Genomic DNA, 18,402 nt, shown 5'->3' on the forward strand with positions numbered 1-18,402 from the left:
CAATCGGGTTGAAGGATGAAGCAGGATAGGACGCCCTTGCGCATCGCTGTCATCGGCGCAGGTATCGTCGGCGCTGCGACCGCATGGGAGCTCATCAAGGAGGGACACGACGTTACGCTGATTGAGCCAGGAGAGCCGGGCGGGCCGCAGGCGGCGAGCTATGGCAACGGTGCCTGGATCAGCCCCGCCTCGATCATCCCGATGTCCATGCCCGGCCTGTGGCGCAAATTGCCGAGCTATCTGTTCGATCCGAACGGGCCTCTGGTGTTGCGCTGGACGGCACTGCCAGCGCTTGCGCCCTGGCTCCTCCGCTTCCTCGCAGCTGGATGGACGGTCGCGAAGGTCGAGCGTACCGCGCGCGTACTCGCGTCGATCTTGCGCGACGGTCCGGCGCGGCACGTCGTGCTCGCGAAGGAGATCGGGAAGCCGAACTACATACAGCAAACGGGCCTGCTCTACGCCTATCCCGATCGCAAAGCGTTTGACGACGAGGCGCTCGCCTGGCGGCTTCGAAAGGACAATGGGCTGCAGTGGCTCGAGCTCGATGCCGCCGAGCTGCGCCGGCGGGAGCCGGATTTGAGCTCCAGCTATCAGTTCGGTGCTTTTGTCCACGAAGGAGCCTACTGCACCGATCCGGGCGCTTATGCGCGAGACATTGTTGATGCCGCGCGTGCGCGCAGCGCCCGTCTGGTCAAGGCGCGCGCAACCGGCTTTGTTGTTGCCGATGGCCGTCTCACGGTGGTCGTCACGGATCAAGGCCCGATTGAATGCGATCGCGCCGTCATCTGCGCCGGCATCTGGTCGAAGGCGCTTGCTGAGGCGGCGGGCGATCGCGTGCCGCTGGCGAGCGAGCGGGGCTATCACGGGGTCATTGCATCGCCCGCGGCCGGCCCAAGGCTTCCGATCATGCCGAGCGACGGGAGAATGGCCAACACGCCGACTCCGGCGGGCTTGCGCCTTTCGGGACAGGTCGAGCTCGCGCGGCTTGACGCCGAGCCCGATTGGGCGCGGGTCGAGATTCTCGTTGCGCATGCCTTGCGCACATATCCTGGCCTTGGACCGCGCGTCAACCTGTCGATCGATCGCTGGATGGGACACCGGCCATCGACGCCGGATGGGCGTCCTGTCATCGGCACGGCATCGGCATCGACGGATATTGTCCACGCGTTCGGACACGGCCATGTCGGCCTGGCGTCGGGCCCGGTCACGGGCTCTATCGTCGCCGATCTCATTGCCGGCAGGACTGCCGGCATCGATATCGCGCCATTTGGCGCGCCACGTTTTCGCCATTGATCCCTGGAGACGACTATGAAACTGCGCGGCGGCTACACCAACCATGGCGAGACGATCGGCATTCTGATGCTGGACACAAAATTCCCGCGCCCGCGCGGTGATATCGGCAATGCGCTCTCCTACGATTTTCCGGTGCGCTACAAGATCGTGCGCGGTGCTCATGCGACCAAGATCATGGGCGACCATCCGGATGCGAGCCTTCTGGAACCCTTCGTGGCCGCCGCGAAGGAGCTGGAAGCCGAGGGTGTCAAGGCGATCACGACCAGCTGCGGTTTCCTGGCCCCGTTCCAGAAGCAGCTTGCCGCGGCGGTGAACATTCCTGTTTTCGCTTGCGATTTTTCGCGACAAAGGCCGCCTTCACCCGACTGGTAGCCCGAGATCTTTCAACATTCCCCTGCATGAGCGTAAAGCTGCGCTTACCCCAGGGGCCACGAACTGCCCTATGCGTAAGATTGAATGAGATATCGTAGGTTTGGTCGGTGTGGGGAAAGGCGGTAGCGCTCCACTGACTCGAACCCCCGATCGCTCTTCGGGCGAGACGATTTGAACCTCAGAATTCACTTCCATGCGGCACGACGCTATTGTTAACGGGTTCTAGTTGGACCTTGGTTGCCCGAGCTAGTTCAAACTTGCCCATGATGGATTGGAGCGAGAGGTCAATTTTTTCAATTGGTTAGAAGGCGGCGTGTGCACGACGTGTGCACCGAGAGATCAAGAAAAATCTTGTCACAGCCAACGTGAGCAAGGCGCATGCGCAGGGTCTGAATACGGTACGCATTTCCCGATGACTTCGACGGAACGGCGATCAGCACCGCGTGCCGCTTCCGGTTCTTGCAGGATTCTTCTGACCGAGCGGGAGCAGAGCCCGCAGTGCACCAGGTGACCGAGCGATTGTAGACCTGCGCGGTCGAACACGACTCGTCATCAGCAGAGCCGACAGCGTCTCTCACATCATGATCGCTGATGGATATTGCAGGAGCAGATGATCATTGCAATTGCGCCTCCTGGCATCCGGGCTCGTGGGAGCGCAAGGTTGCGGGATGATGCGACGACGTCGGGGCAGTTCGGCCCATAGAATAATTTGATGACGACGCGAAGCGTATTGCACGTTTCGTCGTCGTCATCATTTTCACCTCGCCAACGTTGACGAGAGGCGATCAGTGATACCCCGCTTCGGCCTTGACCTTTCCGCGGAACACCCAATACGACCAGCTCGAATAGGTCAGGATAACGGGCAGCAGGAATAGCGTTCCGACCAGCAGGAATGCCTGGGTGCGCGGCGAGGAGGCTGCCTCCCACAGCGTCAGTTGGTAGGGCACGATCATCGGATAGAGGCTGACAGCCATTCCGATATAGGTCAGGACGAACAGCCCGATCGCACTTAAGAATGGCGCCGCCTCAGCCTTGCTGTTGAGGGATCGCCAAGTCCAGAGTGCAACCACGCCTGACAGCACCGGCACCGGCATGAACAGCACGAAATTGGGCAAGCTGAACCAGCGCGCCGCCACCGCCGGGCTCATGATCGGTGTCCAGACACTCACGATGGCAATCGCGGCGACGACGCCGACGAGGCAGATTCGGCCGTAACGGCGGGCCGCGGCCTGAATGTCACCTTCAGTCTTCAGGATCAGCCAGCCCGCGCCGAGAAGACCGTAGCCGAACATCAGGGCGACGCCGGTCAGGACCGAGAACGGCGTGAGGAACCCAAAGGACGTTCCCGCGAACTGCCCGTCCTGCACCGGAAAACCCTGCACGAACGCGCCGAGCACGACGCCTTGCGCGAAGGTGGCGATGGCGGATCCATAGCAGAATGCGCGGTCCCAGAACGTCTTGTGTTCGGCATCGCGAACGCGGAATTCGAAGGCCACGCCGCGAAACACCAGGCCGAGCAGCATAACCAGAATGGGGAAATACACTGCTGGAATGATAACCGCGAAGGCGGCGGGGAAGGCGGCGAGAAGGCCAAGGCCGCCAAGCACCAGCCAGGTCTCGTTGCCATCCCAGATGGGGGCAATCGAGTTCATCATGGTGTTGCGGGAGTGCTTGTCGCCTGCCAGGCCATAGAGCATCCCGACGCCAAGATCGAAGCCGTCCAGCAGCACGTAGAAGAACACGGCCGCGGCCAGGATCACCGTCCAGATTGGGACCAAATCGAGGACCTGGGTCATTACACCTCTCCTTTGACGACGTTGATGGCGGGGGTGAGGACCGGCGCGGAGGCAATGCCAGCCTCGATGGCCGAAGCCGTTTCACTGATCTCGGCCGGCCCCTTGCGAATGAGCCTGGCAATCAGCATGACCCCGCAGGGATAGATCAGCAGGTACACCGCCATGTAGGCCAGCAACGACAGCGTCACGTCGGAGCTCGTCAGGGACGGCGACACCGAGGCTGCCGTGCGCAAGAGCCCATAGACCGTCCATGGCTGCCGGCCGACCTCGGTCACGAACCATCCGGCCACGACGGCGATGAAGCCGAGCGGAAGCGCGCACTGACATGCCAACAGATAAAGCCGCGTGTCGTAGAGCTGCTCGCGCCACCGCAACCAGCCGCCCAAGAGCACGAGTCCCAGCATCAGGCCCGCGCATCCAACCATCGCGCGGAAGGCGAAGAACGGGATCGCCACCGGCGGCCGCTGATCGGCGGGGAAGTCCTTTAGGCCCTTCACCTCGCCATGGAGCTCGTGAGTCAGGATCAGGCTTCCGAGCAATGGAATTTCGATCGCGAACTTGTTCTGCTCGGCCTTGTCATCGGGGATCGCAAAGACCGTCAGCGGCACGCCCTTGCCGGTCTCCCAGCGGGATTCGATGGCCGCCAGCTTTGCAGGCTGATATTTGCGGGTGTTGAGCCCGTGCATATCGCCGATCAGCATCTGCATCGGCACCAGCACGGTCAGCGCCCACAGTGCCATCGAGAACATGGTGCGCGCTTCGCGAACCGAGCGGCTGCGCCTCAGCAGGTATGCGCCGACACCGAGGACGACGAAGCCGGTGGTGGTGAAGAATGCGAATGCGGTATGCGCCAGCCGATAAGGAAAGGACGGATTGAAGATCACCTTGATCCAGTCTATCGGAATGAACTGACCGTTGACGATCTCGTAGCCGGCTGGCGTCTGCATCCAGCTGTTGGCGGACAGGATCCAGAACGTGGAAAACAACGTCCCGATTGCCACCATGATTGCCGCGAAGAAGTGCGCCCACGGCGGCACCAGCTTGCGGCCGAACAAGAGCACGCCGAGGAAGCCGGCTTCCAGGAAGAAAGCAGTCAAGCCCTCATATGCAAATAGCGGCGACAGGACGTCGCCGACGGCGGCCGCATAACGGCTCCAATTGGTGCCGAACTGGAATGGCATGACGAGCCCGCTCACGACGCCCATGCCGAATGCGATGGCGAAGATCTTGGTCCAGAATGTCGAGATGCGGGCATATTCTTCGCGTCCGGTCGCGAAACTCAAGCCCTCGACGACCGCGATGAAAGACGCACATCCCACGGTGAACGCGGGCAGCAGGATGTGCCAAGCGACGACCCAGGCGAACTGGATGCGTGATAACAGGACTGGATCGACGTGCATCGCTGAACCTCTCGTGTTTCGGTCATGTAGAGAGAGAGCAGCCGAAGGGCTCTCAGAGCTGTCTGCAAGGCATGCAGGCCCGTTGAAAATAGATCGCGCAGCTCGGATGCATGAGTAAACGCCGCCAAATCCCAGCAAATTGTTCAAAAGCAGCAGAAACAACTATGTTGGGTGCATGCTCAACGGTGATCGAGCACTCGGCCCAGCGTTGCTCGCTGAAGTCCGGCAGCGGATTGGCTGCGCGGCCGTTCATCAGCTCGCGCAATTCCGAACCACCAAACGCTTGTTACTGCTCGCTCTAGGTGCTCTCATTGGAAAATGTGCACGCTTGCGAAAGTCTCCGCGAGCCGTTTGCCTCCCTGCTCGTAAGCCGGCCTATCCCCGCCTGAGCTGTTCGAGCCAGCTCGCAAAGCGTGGGTGCCTGGTAAATCTACCCTCTAGAGCAGCCAACTCTTGCCGAAAAAACGGAAGAGAAAGAGTTCTTTCAATATCGGGCTCCCTTATCTTCCAGATCGCCGATGGAAGGAAGCCATGCACCTTGAGCTCATAAAGCTCGTAGATAGAGTAGATGATTTCATGTGCTGCTCGACGCTCTTCCGGCGTCATGTCGAGGTTGCACGCTGTATCTGTTTCAACGAAAGCAGCTATCGGGAGGGTGCGCCTCAGGTTGGAGATCCGATCGGAATATTTGAGGAAAATGTCAGCTCCGACACGCCTGTTGTTGGTGTGCAGCGCGGCGTAGATGGCAATACTGCTAACTATGACGGTGCCAAGCGTCATAAATCTCAACATGTGATCTAGCACCTGCATTGTCCATCAACTCGGGGATCCGAATTATCGACTTTAAACGTGGCGTCCTTTTACGATGTCGACTGGTAGCCATCACGCGAGTCCGGCATGGGAGACGCGACCCTCGGCGGCTCCGGGATCAATCGCGAGCTGCGCTGTCCAGTGAAATACGACCAGAGCCACTGGTGCTGCACGCGCCAACGGTTCTGCAACTGTGGCAGGGCGAGGACGTGAACGAACGCCCACACCAGCCACGTCAGGGCGCCGCTCGTGCGCAGCCAGCCGCGCTCCAGTACAGCGTAATTCTTGCCGACGACCGCCATATTGCCCTTGTCGAAGTAGCTGAACGGGCGCTTGGCTTTCTGTCCGTTCAGCTCCTTGGCGATGAGCCGCCCGACATAGTGTCCTTCCTGAATCGCCGCCTGCGCCACGCCTGGCACCCGCTGTCCGTTTTTCATGATCGCCGCCGCATCGCCGGCGACGAAGACGCCGGGCGCCTCCACGACCTTGAGGAAGGGATCAACGAGCGCGCGCCCTGCGCGGTCGGTCTTGGTGCCGAGCATCGTTGGGATCGGCGATGCCGCAACCCCCGCAGTCCAGAGCACCGTTGCGCTGGGGATCCGGTTTCCGCCGGCGACCACGCCCTGCGCGTCGACGGTCTCGACTTTCACTTCGGTCAAGATCTTTACGCCGAGCTTTTCAAGCCGTCGGGTTGCCCTGCGGGACAGCGACTCGGCAAAGGTCGACAGAATCCGCTTGCCTGCGTCAAGCAGAATGATGTTCGCCTGTGCCGGATCGATGTAGCGGAAGTTGCCGCGCAACGTGACCTTCACCATTTGCGCGAGGGATGCTGCGAGTTCCACACCCGTTGGACCTGCGCCGACCAGCACGAACGTCATTTGTCGCGCGCGTTCGGCCTCGTCCTCACTCGTTGCGGCCAGTTCAAACGCGCCGAGGATTTTGGCTCGGATGGTCTCGGCGTCACGGAGGTTCTTGAGGCCCGGTGCATATTGAGCGAACTCGTCGTGCCCGAAGTAGCTCGGACGCATGCCGGTCGCGACCACCAGATAGTCGTAGGCGATCTTGAGCGCGCCCGCGCCAGGCGAAGACGCCTCGATCGTGCGGGACGCCACGTCAACGGCGGTGACCTCCGCCAAGAGCACGCGGAGGTTTTTCTGCCTCACCTCGAGCTGGCGGATCGGCGCGGCGATCTCGGCGGGCGAGAGGACCGCCGTCGCGACCTGGTAGAGCAGCGGTTGAAATATGTGGTGGTTGCGGCGGTCGATTAGGATGACATCGACATCGGCGCGCCGCAGTGCCCGTGTGGCAGCGACGCCGGCAAAGCCGCCGCCGATGATGACAACGCGCTTGCGCTCACGCCGGGTAGCCTGTGCGACGGCAGTCGCTTCGTCAGCCTGAGTCTCAGCCATGATTACACTCATAGGTTCACCTCGTTCGTGCTCACCGCCGCTTCAGGTGTTTCGGTCGTGCGGTGATGTTTCTCAAGGCTGCATCCCACGGATTCGCTACGGTAGCCCCACGCACCAGAGAGCGGCCAGTCTGCAGTACGCAGGCCTGCCCGATTGTGTTACCGCACCGGTCGGATTTGGCTTCAACATGGTCAGGAACACCGCGAAGCACAGAGCTCCCGCGGCGAACGTGACCACGCTCAAAACGCTTTTCATATCTGCTCCACCCTTCCTTCCGCACGGCGCCGGAGCGATGCGGCGCCGTGTTGTTGCCATGAGCGCTGAAATCTGATTGCGACCTACGCCGTCGTCTTGTTGAAATTGGGCGGTCGCTTCTCGAGAAAGGCCGAGAGCGCTTCCTTGGCCTCTGGTCCGCTCACCCGCTCCATGAACTCCTTGCTTTCGCTCTCGATCGCCGCATTGAGCTGACCAATCGAAGCCTGCTTGAGGAGCCGCTTGCTCGTCCGCAACGCCCCGCTCGGTTTTGCCGCGAGCTTCTGCGCTGTCGCGGTGGCGGTCGGGACCAGATCGGTGTCGGGGACCACGCGGGTCACGAGGCCAAGCTCCGCTGCCCGCGCGGCGGTGAAGGACTCTCCCAGCAGGTACAATTCCGCCGCCCGGAGATGGCCCGTGCGCGCCGGTATCGAAAAGCTCGATCCGAATTCCGGCACCAGCGCCAGGTTGATGAACGGTAATTGGAATCTTGCGCTCTCGACCGCATAGACGAAATCGCAGTGCGTCAGCATCGTCGTTCCACCGCCGATCGCCGCGCCTTGCACGGCTGCGACGATCGGCTTTTCGAACCTGACGAACGCCTCCATCAGGTCGCCCTGCGGAAATGCCCCCGGCCTTGGCGGATTCTTGAGGAAATCCGCGACGTCGTTTCCGGCGCAGAACACGTTTCCGGTGCTGTGCCAGAGCACGACACGGATCGTGTCGTCCTTGGAGGCTTCGTTGAGGATGTCGGTCAGGTTCGTATACATGGCGGACGTCATCGCGTTCTTGTGGGCTGGGCGATTAAGCTGAACCCGCAGGATGCCGTCGGTACGCTCGGCGAGAATGTCGCTCATGGGCTTGTTCCTTTCTCTCAGTCCGCCCTGTGTCAGGCGTGTTCCTTGACTTTCGGCACGGCGCCGCTCGTGCGCAGGCCGTCGATGCCGTTGGCGTCAAATCCCAGGTCACGGAGGATCTCTTCGGTGTGCTCGCCGAGGCGGGGCCCGCGCCGGGCTGGGACCTTGGCGATACCGTGCACCTGGATCGGACTGCTGATCGTCGTGGTCAGCCGGCCCCCGGCGCCTTCGAGCGGAACGATGACATCGTTCGCCCGCAACTGCGGATCTTCGATCACCTCTTGCGGTTCGCGCACGGGGCCGAACGTGACGTGGACGCCGCTGAAGATCTCGTTCCAGTGCGCCATCGGCTGCGCGGCGAAAACTTCGTCGAGGATGGCCGCGAGATGATGCATGTTTGCCATCAGCTTCGTCGGTTCAGAGAACCGAGCATCGGTCAGGAGGTCCGGACGGTCGATGGCTTTCGCGACGGCGCTCAACCTGTCGGGGGTGACGATGAGAACGAACCAGGTGCCGTCGGAGGAGCGATACACGTTGAACGCCGCATTGGCCGGATGCATGCGATCGTGCAGCCCATAGAACTTCGCGCCGGCCAAGGCGGCCTGGATGGAAACGCTCGCGGACCAGACGCCCTCGGCGAGCAGCGAAGTCGTGACATACGAACCCTTGCCGGTGCGCTCGCGGCGGTAAAGCGCCGTGACGATCGCCGAATAGATTGCGACAGCCGTCGCATTGTCACCGCTGCCGCTCACCGGCAAGGTCGGCGGCGCGCCGGCATCGCGCGTCATCGACAGCAGGCCGCTGCGCGCCCAGTATGACGTGATGTCGAAGCCCGGTAGACTTGCATCCGGCCCCTTTTCGCCGAAGCCGGTGAGGTCCGCGTAGATCAGACGCGGATTCCAGCGCACCACATCATCGTATTCGAGCTTTAATTTCGTGCGCGCGGGGTGCGGCGTGTTGACGATGAATACGTCAGCCCACGTGACCAGCTTCTGCAGAACCTGCTGGGCGCTGGGCGACTTCAGGTCGAGCGTGATGCTACGCTTGTTGCGGTTGACGAGATGCCACTGGTAGGGATCGTCTGCCGCCGGCTGCGGCGGGATCCTGTGCCCATTTCTCCAAGGGTCGCCGCTCGGCGGCTCGACCTTGATGACATCGGCTCCGAAGTCCGAAAGGATCACGGCGGCTCCGGGCGCCGCAACGAAGCTCGAGAAGTCAACCACCTTGAGCCCGGAAAAAATGTTGTCGTTTGCCATTGAATCTCTCCTGAATTGTCGTGCTTGCTTCACCGCCCCAGGAACTGGGGGGCTCGCTTTGCGAGGAAGGCGGAAGTGCCTTCCTTCTTGTCGTCTGTCCCGGCGCACAGCCCGAAGTAGGAGGCTTCCAGCGCAAACCCCTCGCTCTGGCTTGTGTCCAATCCCTTATTCACCGCGTCGAGCGACAGCTTGACAGCGACAGGCGCGTTCGCGGCGATCATCTTCAGGATGGCTTCCGCGCGCGGAATGAGATCGGCTGCCGGCACGACCTCGTTGATGAGTCCGATGCGATGGGCCTCCTGCGCGCTGATGGTCTCTCCGGATAGAATGAGCTGGAGTGCGCGGCCCTTTCCGACCAGGCGCGGCAGACGTTGCGTGCCGCCGCCGCCGGGAAGCAATCCCAGCTTGACCTCGGGCTGGCCGAACTTGGCGTGCTCGACCGCGATGCGGATGGTGCATGCCATTGCCGTCTCGCAACCGCCGCCCAGCGCAAAGCCGTTGATCGCTGCGATCACCGGCTTGCCGAGATTCTCGACGAGATCGAGCACCTCATGCCCGTAGCGGCTTGACCGTTCGGCGTCGATCGCGCTCGCACGCGCGAGCTCGCTGATGTCGGCGCCAGCTATGAATGCCTTCTCGCCTGCGCCGGTGAGAATGATGCCACGCACCGCAGCGTCGTCCCGTGCAGCCTCGAAGGCCGTCCGCAGATCCTTCCATGTCGGGGTGTTCAGCGCGTTGAGCACCTTGGGCCGGTTGACGATCACATAGGCGATCGCGCCGCGCTTTTCGTACAGGACGTTCGCGAGCGTCAGGACCGCCGCCGATGAATCGGCTGGCACTGTCGCAGGCGATGATACGAGTGTCGTCGTTGTCGATGACATATTTATCTCTCTTTCCAGTTGGGGAGCCGGCGCAAAGCGCGCCGGCGCGCGTTGGGGGTCTCAGGCGAAGGCGCTAAATCCGGTGATCGCCTTGCCGACGATCAGGTTCTGCATCTGATAGGTGCCTTCGTATGAATAGAGCGCCTCGGCATCAGCAAAGAAGCGCGCGACGTTGTAGTCGACGATAATGCCGTTACCACCGAGCACCTCGCGCGCCCAGGCGACCGTCTCGCGCGCCTTGGCCGTGCAGAACGCCTTCGAAAGCGCGGCTTGCTGATCGGTCAGCTTGCCTTCGTCTGCGAGCTGGGCCGTGCGAACCACCATGCCCTGGCACGCAGTGATGTTGGCGAGCATCTTCGCAAGGAGGTCCTGAACTAGCTGGAACGAGGCGATCGGCTTTCCGAACTGCAATCGCTCCTGCGTGTATTTGAGCGCATGCTCGTAGGCGCCCATCTGGATTCCCGTCGATTCAGTTCCCACGTAGTACCGCGTCCCACGCAGCACGCCCGCGGTGTCGCGGAAGGTCTGGGCGCCCGATGCGAGGTGATTTGCTACCGGGACCCGGCAGTCTGTCATCGTGATCTGACCGTTCTGGACCACCTTGAGCGCGACTTTGTTGTGCATCTTTTCAACGCTGAAGCCGGGCGTGTTCTTGTTCTCGACGATGAAGCCCTTGACCTGGTTGTCGTCGACGTCGCGCGCCCAGATGACCGAGATATCGCACCAGGGGGCGTTGCCGATCCAGCGCTTCTGGCCGTTGAGGACCCAGGTGTCGCCCTCGCGCTTTGCCGTCGTGGTCAGGCCGCCAGCCGCTCCCGAGCCGACCAGCGGCTCGGTCAGACCGAAGCAGCCGATCTTTTCCATGCGCGCCATCGGCGGCAGCCACTTCTGCTTCTGCTCCTCCGATCCGGCAAGCGCGATCGAACCCATCGACAGGAGGTTGTGGACGCCGAAGAAGGTCGCGATCGAGGCGTCGACCCGCGCCATTTCGATTCCAACAAGGCCGATCAGCAGTTGACTACCGCCGGCGCAGCCATATCCCTCGGTGCCGAGGCCGCCAAGGTTCAGCTCGTTGAACGCGGGCAACAGCTCAAACGGGAAAGTGTCTTCGACCCAGTACTTGTTGATGATCGGCTGGACTTTGGATTCCATGAACGTGCGCACCTTCTGCAGCACCGCTTGCTCGTCTGCCTTCAGCAGATCTGCATAGTGATAGAAATCACTGTTCGGCGCTGGAAGCTGGTTCGGGGTCTTGGTAAGCATTCTGGGTCTCCTGTTGCCGTGTTTGAAAGCCGGGGGCGTCGGCGCAAGGCGCGCCGGCGCACTTGCATCTCACACGAAAGCGCTGAAGCCGGTGATCGCCTTGCCGACGATCAGGTTCTGCATCTGGTAGGTGCCTTCGTAGGAGTAGATCGCTTCGGTATCGGCAAAGAAGCGCGCGACGTTGTAGTCGACCAGGATTCCGTTGCCGCCCAGCACCTCGCGGGCCCACGCGACCGTTTCCCGCGCTTTAGACGTGCAGAACGCCTTGACAATCGCTGCCTGCGCATCAGTCAGCTTGCCTTCGGTCTCCAGCTGCACCGAGCGAACCAACATAGATTGACAGGCCACGATGTTGGCCAGCATCTTCGCCAGCAGCTCCTGAATGAGCTGGAAGGACCCGATCGGCTTGCCAAACTGCAGGCGCTCCTGGGCGTACTTCAGGGCATTTTCGTAGGCACCCATCTGGGCGCCGGTGATTTCCCAGCCGACACCATGCCGAGTACCGCGCAGCACCAGCGCAGGGTCGCGAAACGTTCCTTGGCCTCCCTGGAGACGATTCGCATCGGGCACACGGCAGTCGGTCATCGTGATCTGGCCGTTCTGCACGACCTTCAGCGCGATCTTGTTCTGCATCTTCTCGACGCTGAACCCGGGTGACTTGTTCTCGACGATGAAGCCCTTGACCTGGTTGTCGCCCACGTCGCGCGCCCAGACGATCGAGATGTCGCACCACGGTGCGTTGCCGATCCAGCGCTTCTGGCCGTTGAGGATCCAGGTGTCGCCTTCGCGTTTCGCAGTGGTCATGAGACCAGCACCAGTCCCTGAGCCCACCAGCGGCTCGGTCAACGCGAAGCAACCGACCTTTTCCATGCGCGCCATCGGCGGCAGCCACTTCTGCTTCTGCTCCTCGGTGCCCGCGAGATAGATGGAATTCATCGCGAGACCGGTGTGGACACCATGGAAGGTGCAGAATGAAACATCGGTTCGCGCGATCTCGAGGGCGACCAGGCCGAACAGCAAGGGGCTTCCGCCTGGGCAGCCGTAACCATCAATGCCGAGACCGGCGATGTTTAGCTCCTTGTACGATGGCAGCAGTTCGAACGGGAAAGAATCCTCGACCCAGTGTTTGTTGATGATGGGTGCGACTTTCGTCTCCATGTAGGCGCGTACCTTCTTTACGATCGCCCGTTCCTCGTCGCCCAGCGTTTCGGCGAATTGAAAGAAGTCGCTATTTGGCAGCGGAAGCTGCTTCGGGGCTTTGGTAAGCATTTGGGGTTCCTGTTGTTGTGGCTTGAAAGCCGGGGGCCTGAGCCTGCAGCGATCGCTATTCGGCTGCGACTTCGCGCGGAGCAACCGTCTCCGACCGCTTGCGCAGTTCGATGAGCCCGAGCAGAACCTCGTCGCGCGTCTGCTCCAGCTCCTGGACGGAGCGTGATCCGACTTCGGCATGAACGCTGTCGATAAGCTTTTTCTGCACGTCCGGACTCAGCACCGGCGAACCGAGGGTCTTCCACCAGGCCGACATCGGACCGGCGAACTGGTGAAAAAAGTGCTCGATGCCGCCCGGGCCGCCGCCGAGGTGGTTAAGCATCATGTTGCCCATGATGCCCCAGCGCAGGCCCGGCCCCCAGGAGAGGGCGGTGTCGACGTCGGCGGCGCTGACAATCCCTTCGGAGACGAGGTAATAGACCTCGCGGCCCAGCGCGGCCTGTAAGCGATTGGCAACGTGGCCAGGCAGCTCCTTGTTGATGCGCACCGTCCGCTGGCCAATCGAGGTGTAGAACTCCTCAACGCGCCGGAGCGTCTCCTCGGAGGTCTTAGCTCCGCCGACGATCTCGGTCAGCGGGATCAAGTGCGGCGGATTGAAGGGGTGGCCGATGACGCAGCGCTCAGGATGTGCCGCGGCGCCCTTCTGGATCTCGCTCATGGTGAGCCCCGACGAGCTCGATGCAATGATCACCTCGGGCGCCAGCAGCTCGTCGAGCTGCCCATAGAGCTTCTGCTTGAATTCGATCCGCTCGGGGCCGTTCTCCTGAACGAGGTCGACGCCGGCGATCGCTTGCGCGAGATCTGCCGTGAAGGTGAGGTTCGACGGCGATGCTCCCGCCGACAGGCCCAGACGCTTGAGAGCTGGCCAGGCCATGTCGACGAACTTGCGGAGCGAGGTCTCCGCGTTCGGCGCCGGGTCCGTTGCGACAACCTGCAATCCCTTGGCGAGGAACAGCGAGGCCCAGCTCGCGCCGATCACGCCGGTGCCGATGATGGCGATGCGGCGAATGGGTTTGGTGTTGGTCATGTCATGTCTCCGATGCGTGCGTCAGATTTCGGCGTAGGCGATGCCGGTGAGGTTACCCTGCGCATAGAGGAAGTTGCGCTCGTTCTTGCCATCGAGATCGGCGGAATAGACCGAGCCGGCGAAGTCGGTGACGAACATCCGATTGCCGGGAACGTCGAGGGCGATTCCGATGCCCTCCATCAAATGCGTGACCACGATCTCCGGATCAGCCCTTGTGTCGACCGGCGCACGATTGACGGTGTTGCCGCGCGGTGGATCGCCACGATCGGTCCAGTAGAGGACACGGTTCGCCACATCGAGCTCGAGATCGATCGGCTCCGGCAGACGATCGAACAGCACCTCGATGTCGGAACGGTTCGTCGGGGTCTCGCCCTTTGGGATCTCGATGTTGGCGCGTAAGATGCGGCCCTGCTCGCCATTATCGGGGCCCTTCTGCGTCCAGTAGATCTTCTTGAACTTCGGATCGATCGTGATCCCGACGCACCATCTGCTCTGATCGCGCGCATCCTCGTCGCCGTGGCCGGTCTGGACCAGTGTCTCGACCTGCGAGCCATCGAGATTGGCGCGCATCACGCGCATGCCCTCGCGGTCACACCAGTAGAGTTTGCCGTTCTCTTTATCGAGGTGGATCTGCTTCGGCGTGTGGGTCACGCCCTGCGGGACGATGACCTTGCGGTTCCTGCCGTCGATGTCGGAGCGCTCGATCGAGCCATCGTTGAGAGGGGGGACGCCCATGTTGGTCCAATAGATGTGACCCGCCTCTACATCCACGACGATGCCGTCGGGGAGGCGGCCATCGGTCACGATGACCTTGCGGTTGGACCCATCGGGATTCATCGAGTGAATGCGGTCGCCGCTCAGTTCGAGAACGAACAGCCGGCCGGAGCTGGTGCCCGATGAGGCTTTGGATGTGGTTGCTTGAAGGACTTTCATGTCTTTCCTCTGTGTCGCCCTTGCGCCTGGAGTGTCGCTCGCCGACAGGCACTCTTACGGTTGGGATTGTCGGGATTGTTCGCGCTCAGTTGTTGGTCTTCGCAGCCGAACTGCGTCTGGTGCGCTCGCGGTGGGGCGGACGAGGCGAGTAGGCGTAGGCGTTACGGTCGACCGTTGCGATGCCGTTGCTTCCGAGAGATGATGCGCTCAAGCACTCTCCGCCGCGACCGGACCGCGCCGCCTCGCACATCTCGATCGAACTAAAGCTGCAGTCGGTCATGTAGTCGGTATCCCGGCTGCAATACTCGCCGGCGCGCGCTGCGGGTAGCAGTGCAGCGAATGCGATCGCGGCAGCCAGAGCGGCAGCAGGAATAGTCATGGGTCTCAACACGGCGGTGGTCATCTGGGGCTCCTTTCAGCAGGCCTGCGTTGGGCACTATTTGATCCGGATGTGCTGTGCGTGCGAGTGAAGCGGAGCAAATCGCGCCAAATCGTTGCGAACGAATGTGCCCGAGCGCCGGTCGTTTCGACCGCTGTTGTTGTTCACCAGACAGCACAACGCGCGGCATCGGGTGATGCCGCGCGCTGCAGAGCCTGCGTAGACTTAGTTCTTGTCCGGCAGAGCGTATGCGATCAGGGAGTCGCCCCCCGGCGTCATCATGAAGTGATGGCCGCCTGCCATGATGACAACGTACTCCTTGCCATCCTGCTCGTACACGATCGGGGCTGCCTGGCCGCCGGCGGGGAGCACGTCGCTCCAGACGATCTCACCGGTCTTGATGTCGATCGCCTTGATCAGATCGTCGGTTGCTGCCGAGATGAAGATCAGACCACCGGCCGTCACGACCGATCCGCCATTGTTCGGCGTGCCGATCTCGAGCGGAATGAAGGTCGGCATTCCGAACGGACCATTCCGCCTCGCCGAACCGAACGGGCGATCCCACAACGTCTTGCCCGTCGCGAGATCAATCGCACGGATGCCCCCATAGGGAGGCCGCGTGCAGAGCACGCCAGTCGGCATCTGCCAGCCCGCGTTCACGAGGATGCCATAGGGCGTTCCCGTCTGGGCGCCGGCGCCTTCAGCGCTTGAGGCGCTTCCGGCCGCACGCGGATCGCCGGCGGGGAACAGTCCCATCGCGTCCGCGTCCTTGCGAGTGACAAGCTTGTCGTAGTTGGGCATGTCGTTGTAGTTCGCGATGATCACCCCGCGCTGCGGATCGACGGCGACGCTGCCCCAGTCCGACCCGCCGTTGTAGCCGGGATATTCAATGTTGTGGCGGTCGAGCTCCGGCGGAGTGAACGGGCCCTCATAACGAGCACGCTTGAAGTTGATCCGGCAGATCATCTGGTCGATAGGCGAGATGCCCCACATGTCGTGCTCGACCAGATCGGGTTTGCGCAGCGTGTGGTAACGCGAGAACGGCTGCGTTGGAGAGCGCTGGTCGGGCTCGGCGCCGCCTTGCGGGACGGCAACTTCGTCGACCTGGTGCAGCGGCTTGCCGGTGGCACGGTCGAGCACGAACATGTCGCCTTGCTTGGTCGGCAGCAGCACTGCTGGCACCTTGCCGCGCGCGGTGGGGAATTCGACCAGGGTCGGCTGAGAGCCGAGGTCATAATCCCACACGTCGTTATGCACGGTCTGGTACACCCAGCGCGGCTTGCCCGTCTCCACATCGAGCGCGACGAGTGCGGAGCTGTACTTCTTCTCCTCATCCGAGCGCAGCGAGGTGTGGTAGTCGCCCGCCGAATTGCCCATCGGCAAGTAGACGAGGCCGAGCTTTTCGTCACCGACGGCGGTCGTCCACATGTTCGGCGTGCCCATCGAGTACGGCTTGCCGTCCGGCGGCAGCTTTGTCACCTCCGGCTGGTTGATGTCCCAGGCAAAGCGCAATTCACCCGTGACAGCGTCGTAGCCGCGGATGACGCCAGATGCTGCCCAGCGGCGTTGACCATCGAGCACCTGATGCCCGGTGACGACGACCCCGTGCACGATGACAGGGACGCCAGTGATGGCCGCTGTGCCCGGAACGACGGGCGTGATGGCGCCATTGGCGCTATCCTTCTGCGCAAGTCCGACCTTGAGATCGGCGGCGCCGTTCTTGCCAAAATCCTGGCACGGCTGGCCCGTCTTGGCGTCCACCGCGATCAGGCGCATGTCGAGCGTTCCCTCGATGATGCGTGCCGCGCAGGCCTCGCCGGCTGCGGCCTTGGGGTTCTCATAGTATGCCACACCGCGGCAGGCCGCCGTGTAGGGCACCCAGGACGCCGGAACCTCGGGATCGTACATCCACTCCTTCTGGCCTGTCGCCGCATTCAGCTTGAACAATTTGTTCATGGGCGTGCAGCCGTAGATCGCATTGCCGATCTTGAGCGGCGTCAATTCCGATCCGTATTTCTTCGGAATGTCGCCCGTGTGGAAGGTCCAAACGCGCTTGAGGTCCTTGGCGTTCGCGGGCGTGATCTGCGCAAGGTCCGAAAAACGCTGTGCGCTCTGACCGCCGCCATAGGCGTTCCACTCACCCTTCTTGGGCGCATAGGCGGAATCCGCGAAGGGGGCGTTTGCGTGCGCCTCAGGGAGCTGGTTCGGTGCCGCTTGCTGATTGAAGATCGGGATGAGAACCGCAAGGGCCGCGACGAAGAAGCCGGAGCCCGCGAGGCCCAAATTGCGTGCCCGCCGTCCCGTCGCTCGGTCGAGTACCGGAGCCACCAGGATTGCCAGCACGAGCAGGACGAAAGGTCCGACAAGCCGCGGGATCAGCTCCCAGCCAGACAGGCCGACCTCCCAAAAGCTCCAGACAGCCGTGAAGGCGACCGCGCCGATGTAGGTGTAGACGCCCGCGATTTTGCCCTTGATCATGAGCAAGCCCGCAGCGATCAGCATCGCGCCGGCCACAACGTAGTAGAGGCTGCCGCCGAGCGAGGCGAGGTAAGCACCGCCGCCCGCGAGAATGCAACCGAGCAGGGCGATCACGCCGCCCAGCAGCGCAGGTGTCCACGCGAGGTATTTCTGCAACTCTGATGCCCGGTGTCGAGTCGGTGCTTCCGGACCTACATGAACTGTCGAAGACATCTCGTTCTCCTTTTTGGATATCCAGTATTTCAAAAGCGACGCGCCCAGCGTTTTCACGCTGCGAGGGCTCGAGGCCCACCTCAGTGATCGCCGGCCTTAGTTCAGCTCGGCGCGCGCGTAAGAGTTGATTTCCAGGCCGACGGCGATCTCGACGATGCATGGAGTGGTCCACCTCATCGGCGTTACTTCCTGAGCCGGCGGAGGAAGCGGGCTCGCCGTCGAAGCTCTGAGTGCTGTAGCTGTGGGCATCTGGATCTCCTTTGTTTCACGCGTGAGTGCGTCGGTATCCATTTGACCCGCATGCGCAGAAGGCGCGAGTGAAGGGCGGCAAATCGCGCCAAATTGTTGCTAGTGAACACGGCGTATCGGCGTACGTTGAGCCAGAAAGATCAACGGACGGACGGCATGTCTCGGCAGCGATCGAGTCCATCCAGTGTTTTGAGACTGGACTACGATTTGCCCGGTCCGAATACACGACGACGAGAGATCGGCTGAACATGCAAATGAGTTCGAG

The 18,402-nt window shown here is 62.1% G+C and carries 17 protein-coding genes; 2 read left to right on the plus strand and 15 right to left on the minus strand.

Annotation, left to right across the window (positions count from 1 at the left end; genetic code table 11):
* Positions 1 to 15 precede the first annotated feature (15 nt).
* Both AC5V87_RS15845 and AC5V87_RS15850 read left to right on the plus strand, forming a co-directional pair.
* Positions 16 to 1,293, plus strand: coding sequence for an NAD(P)/FAD-dependent oxidoreductase (locus tag AC5V87_RS15845; RefSeq protein ID WP_495371541.1), 1,278 nt, complete (start codon positions 16 to 18; stop codon positions 1,291 to 1,293).
* Between the two features lie 15 nt (positions 1,294 to 1,308).
* Positions 1,309 to 1,665: an aspartate/glutamate racemase family protein gene (locus AC5V87_RS15850; protein ID WP_495371542.1), complete on the plus strand. Its 357-nt coding sequence runs from the start codon at positions 1,309 to 1,311 to the stop codon at positions 1,663 to 1,665.
* A 785-nt stretch (positions 1,666 to 2,450) separates the two neighbouring features.
* On the opposite strand, the gene cydB is transcribed toward AC5V87_RS15850, so the two are convergent.
* The 15 genes from cydB to pqqA form a co-directional block, all read right to left on the minus strand.
* Positions 2,451 to 3,461 (minus strand): cytochrome d ubiquinol oxidase subunit II, encoded by a 1,011-nt coding sequence (gene cydB / locus AC5V87_RS15855; protein ID WP_495371543.1) that lies wholly within the window; start codon positions 3,459 to 3,461, stop codon positions 2,451 to 2,453.
* On the minus strand, positions 3,461 to 4,861 hold the full coding sequence (locus AC5V87_RS15860) for a cytochrome ubiquinol oxidase subunit I (protein ID WP_495371544.1): 1,401 nt from the start codon (positions 4,859 to 4,861) through the stop codon (positions 3,461 to 3,463). The genes cydB and AC5V87_RS15860 overlap by 1 nt, the downstream gene beginning before the upstream one ends.
* 52 nt (positions 4,862 to 4,913) lie before the next feature.
* Positions 4,914 to 5,126, minus strand: coding sequence for a hypothetical protein (locus AC5V87_RS15865; RefSeq protein ID WP_495371545.1), 213 nt, complete (start codon positions 5,124 to 5,126; stop codon positions 4,914 to 4,916).
* 110 nt (positions 5,127 to 5,236) lie between these two features.
* Positions 5,237 to 5,671 carry a hypothetical protein gene (locus tag AC5V87_RS15870; RefSeq protein ID WP_495371546.1) on the minus strand — a complete coding sequence of 145 codons (435 nt, stop codon included), beginning with the start codon at positions 5,669 to 5,671 and terminating at the stop codon, positions 5,237 to 5,239.
* A 50-nt stretch (positions 5,672 to 5,721) separates the two neighbouring features.
* Entirely contained in the window at positions 5,722 to 7,080 is a 1,359-nt protein-coding gene (locus AC5V87_RS15875; protein WP_495371547.1) for an NAD(P)/FAD-dependent oxidoreductase, read from the minus strand.
* A 338-nt stretch (positions 7,081 to 7,418) separates the two neighbouring features.
* On the minus strand, positions 7,419 to 8,189 hold the full coding sequence (locus AC5V87_RS15880) for an enoyl-CoA hydratase (RefSeq protein WP_495371548.1): 771 nt from the start codon (positions 8,187 to 8,189) through the stop codon (positions 7,419 to 7,421).
* Positions 8,190 to 8,221: 32 nt separating this feature from the next.
* Entirely contained in the window at positions 8,222 to 9,553 is a 1,332-nt protein-coding gene (locus AC5V87_RS15885) for a CaiB/BaiF CoA transferase family protein (RefSeq protein WP_495371549.1), read from the minus strand.
* Entirely contained in the window at positions 9,475 to 10,326 is an 852-nt protein-coding gene (locus tag AC5V87_RS15890) for an enoyl-CoA hydratase-related protein (protein WP_495371550.1), read from the minus strand. Before AC5V87_RS15890 ends, AC5V87_RS15885 begins: the two co-directional genes overlap by 79 nt.
* Positions 10,327 to 10,386: 60 nt before the next feature.
* Positions 10,387 to 11,589 (minus strand): acyl-CoA dehydrogenase family protein, encoded by a 1,203-nt coding sequence (locus AC5V87_RS15895; RefSeq protein WP_495371551.1) that lies wholly within the window; start codon positions 11,587 to 11,589, stop codon positions 10,387 to 10,389.
* A 69-nt stretch (positions 11,590 to 11,658) separates the two neighbouring features.
* A complete protein-coding gene (locus AC5V87_RS15900) occupies positions 11,659 to 12,858 on the minus strand; it encodes an acyl-CoA dehydrogenase family protein (RefSeq protein WP_495371552.1) in 1,200 nt (399 codons plus the stop codon).
* A gap of 55 nt (positions 12,859 to 12,913) precedes the next feature.
* Positions 12,914 to 13,885: a 3-hydroxyacyl-CoA dehydrogenase NAD-binding domain-containing protein gene (locus AC5V87_RS15905; protein ID WP_495371553.1), complete on the minus strand. Its 972-nt coding sequence runs from the start codon at positions 13,883 to 13,885 to the stop codon at positions 12,914 to 12,916.
* A gap of 21 nt (positions 13,886 to 13,906) precedes the next feature.
* Positions 13,907 to 14,818, minus strand: coding sequence for a 3-hydroxyacyl-CoA dehydrogenase (locus AC5V87_RS15910; RefSeq protein ID WP_495371554.1), 912 nt, complete (start codon positions 14,816 to 14,818; stop codon positions 13,907 to 13,909).
* 85 nt (positions 14,819 to 14,903) lie between these two features.
* Entirely contained in the window at positions 14,904 to 15,221 is a 318-nt protein-coding gene (locus tag AC5V87_RS15915) for a DUF3551 domain-containing protein (protein WP_495371555.1), read from the minus strand.
* Between the two features lie 201 nt (positions 15,222 to 15,422).
* Positions 15,423 to 17,831, minus strand: coding sequence for a membrane-bound PQQ-dependent dehydrogenase, glucose/quinate/shikimate family (locus AC5V87_RS15920; protein ID WP_495371556.1), 2,409 nt, complete (start codon positions 17,829 to 17,831; stop codon positions 15,423 to 15,425).
* 153 nt (positions 17,832 to 17,984) lie between these two features.
* On the minus strand, positions 17,985 to 18,179 hold the full coding sequence (gene pqqA, locus AC5V87_RS15925; protein WP_495371557.1) for a pyrroloquinoline quinone precursor peptide PqqA: 195 nt from the start codon (positions 18,177 to 18,179) through the stop codon (positions 17,985 to 17,987).
* Positions 18,180 to 18,402: the final 223 nt, after the last annotated feature.

The sequence above is a fragment of the Bradyrhizobium sp. SOJA106 genome (assembly GCF_059448745.1).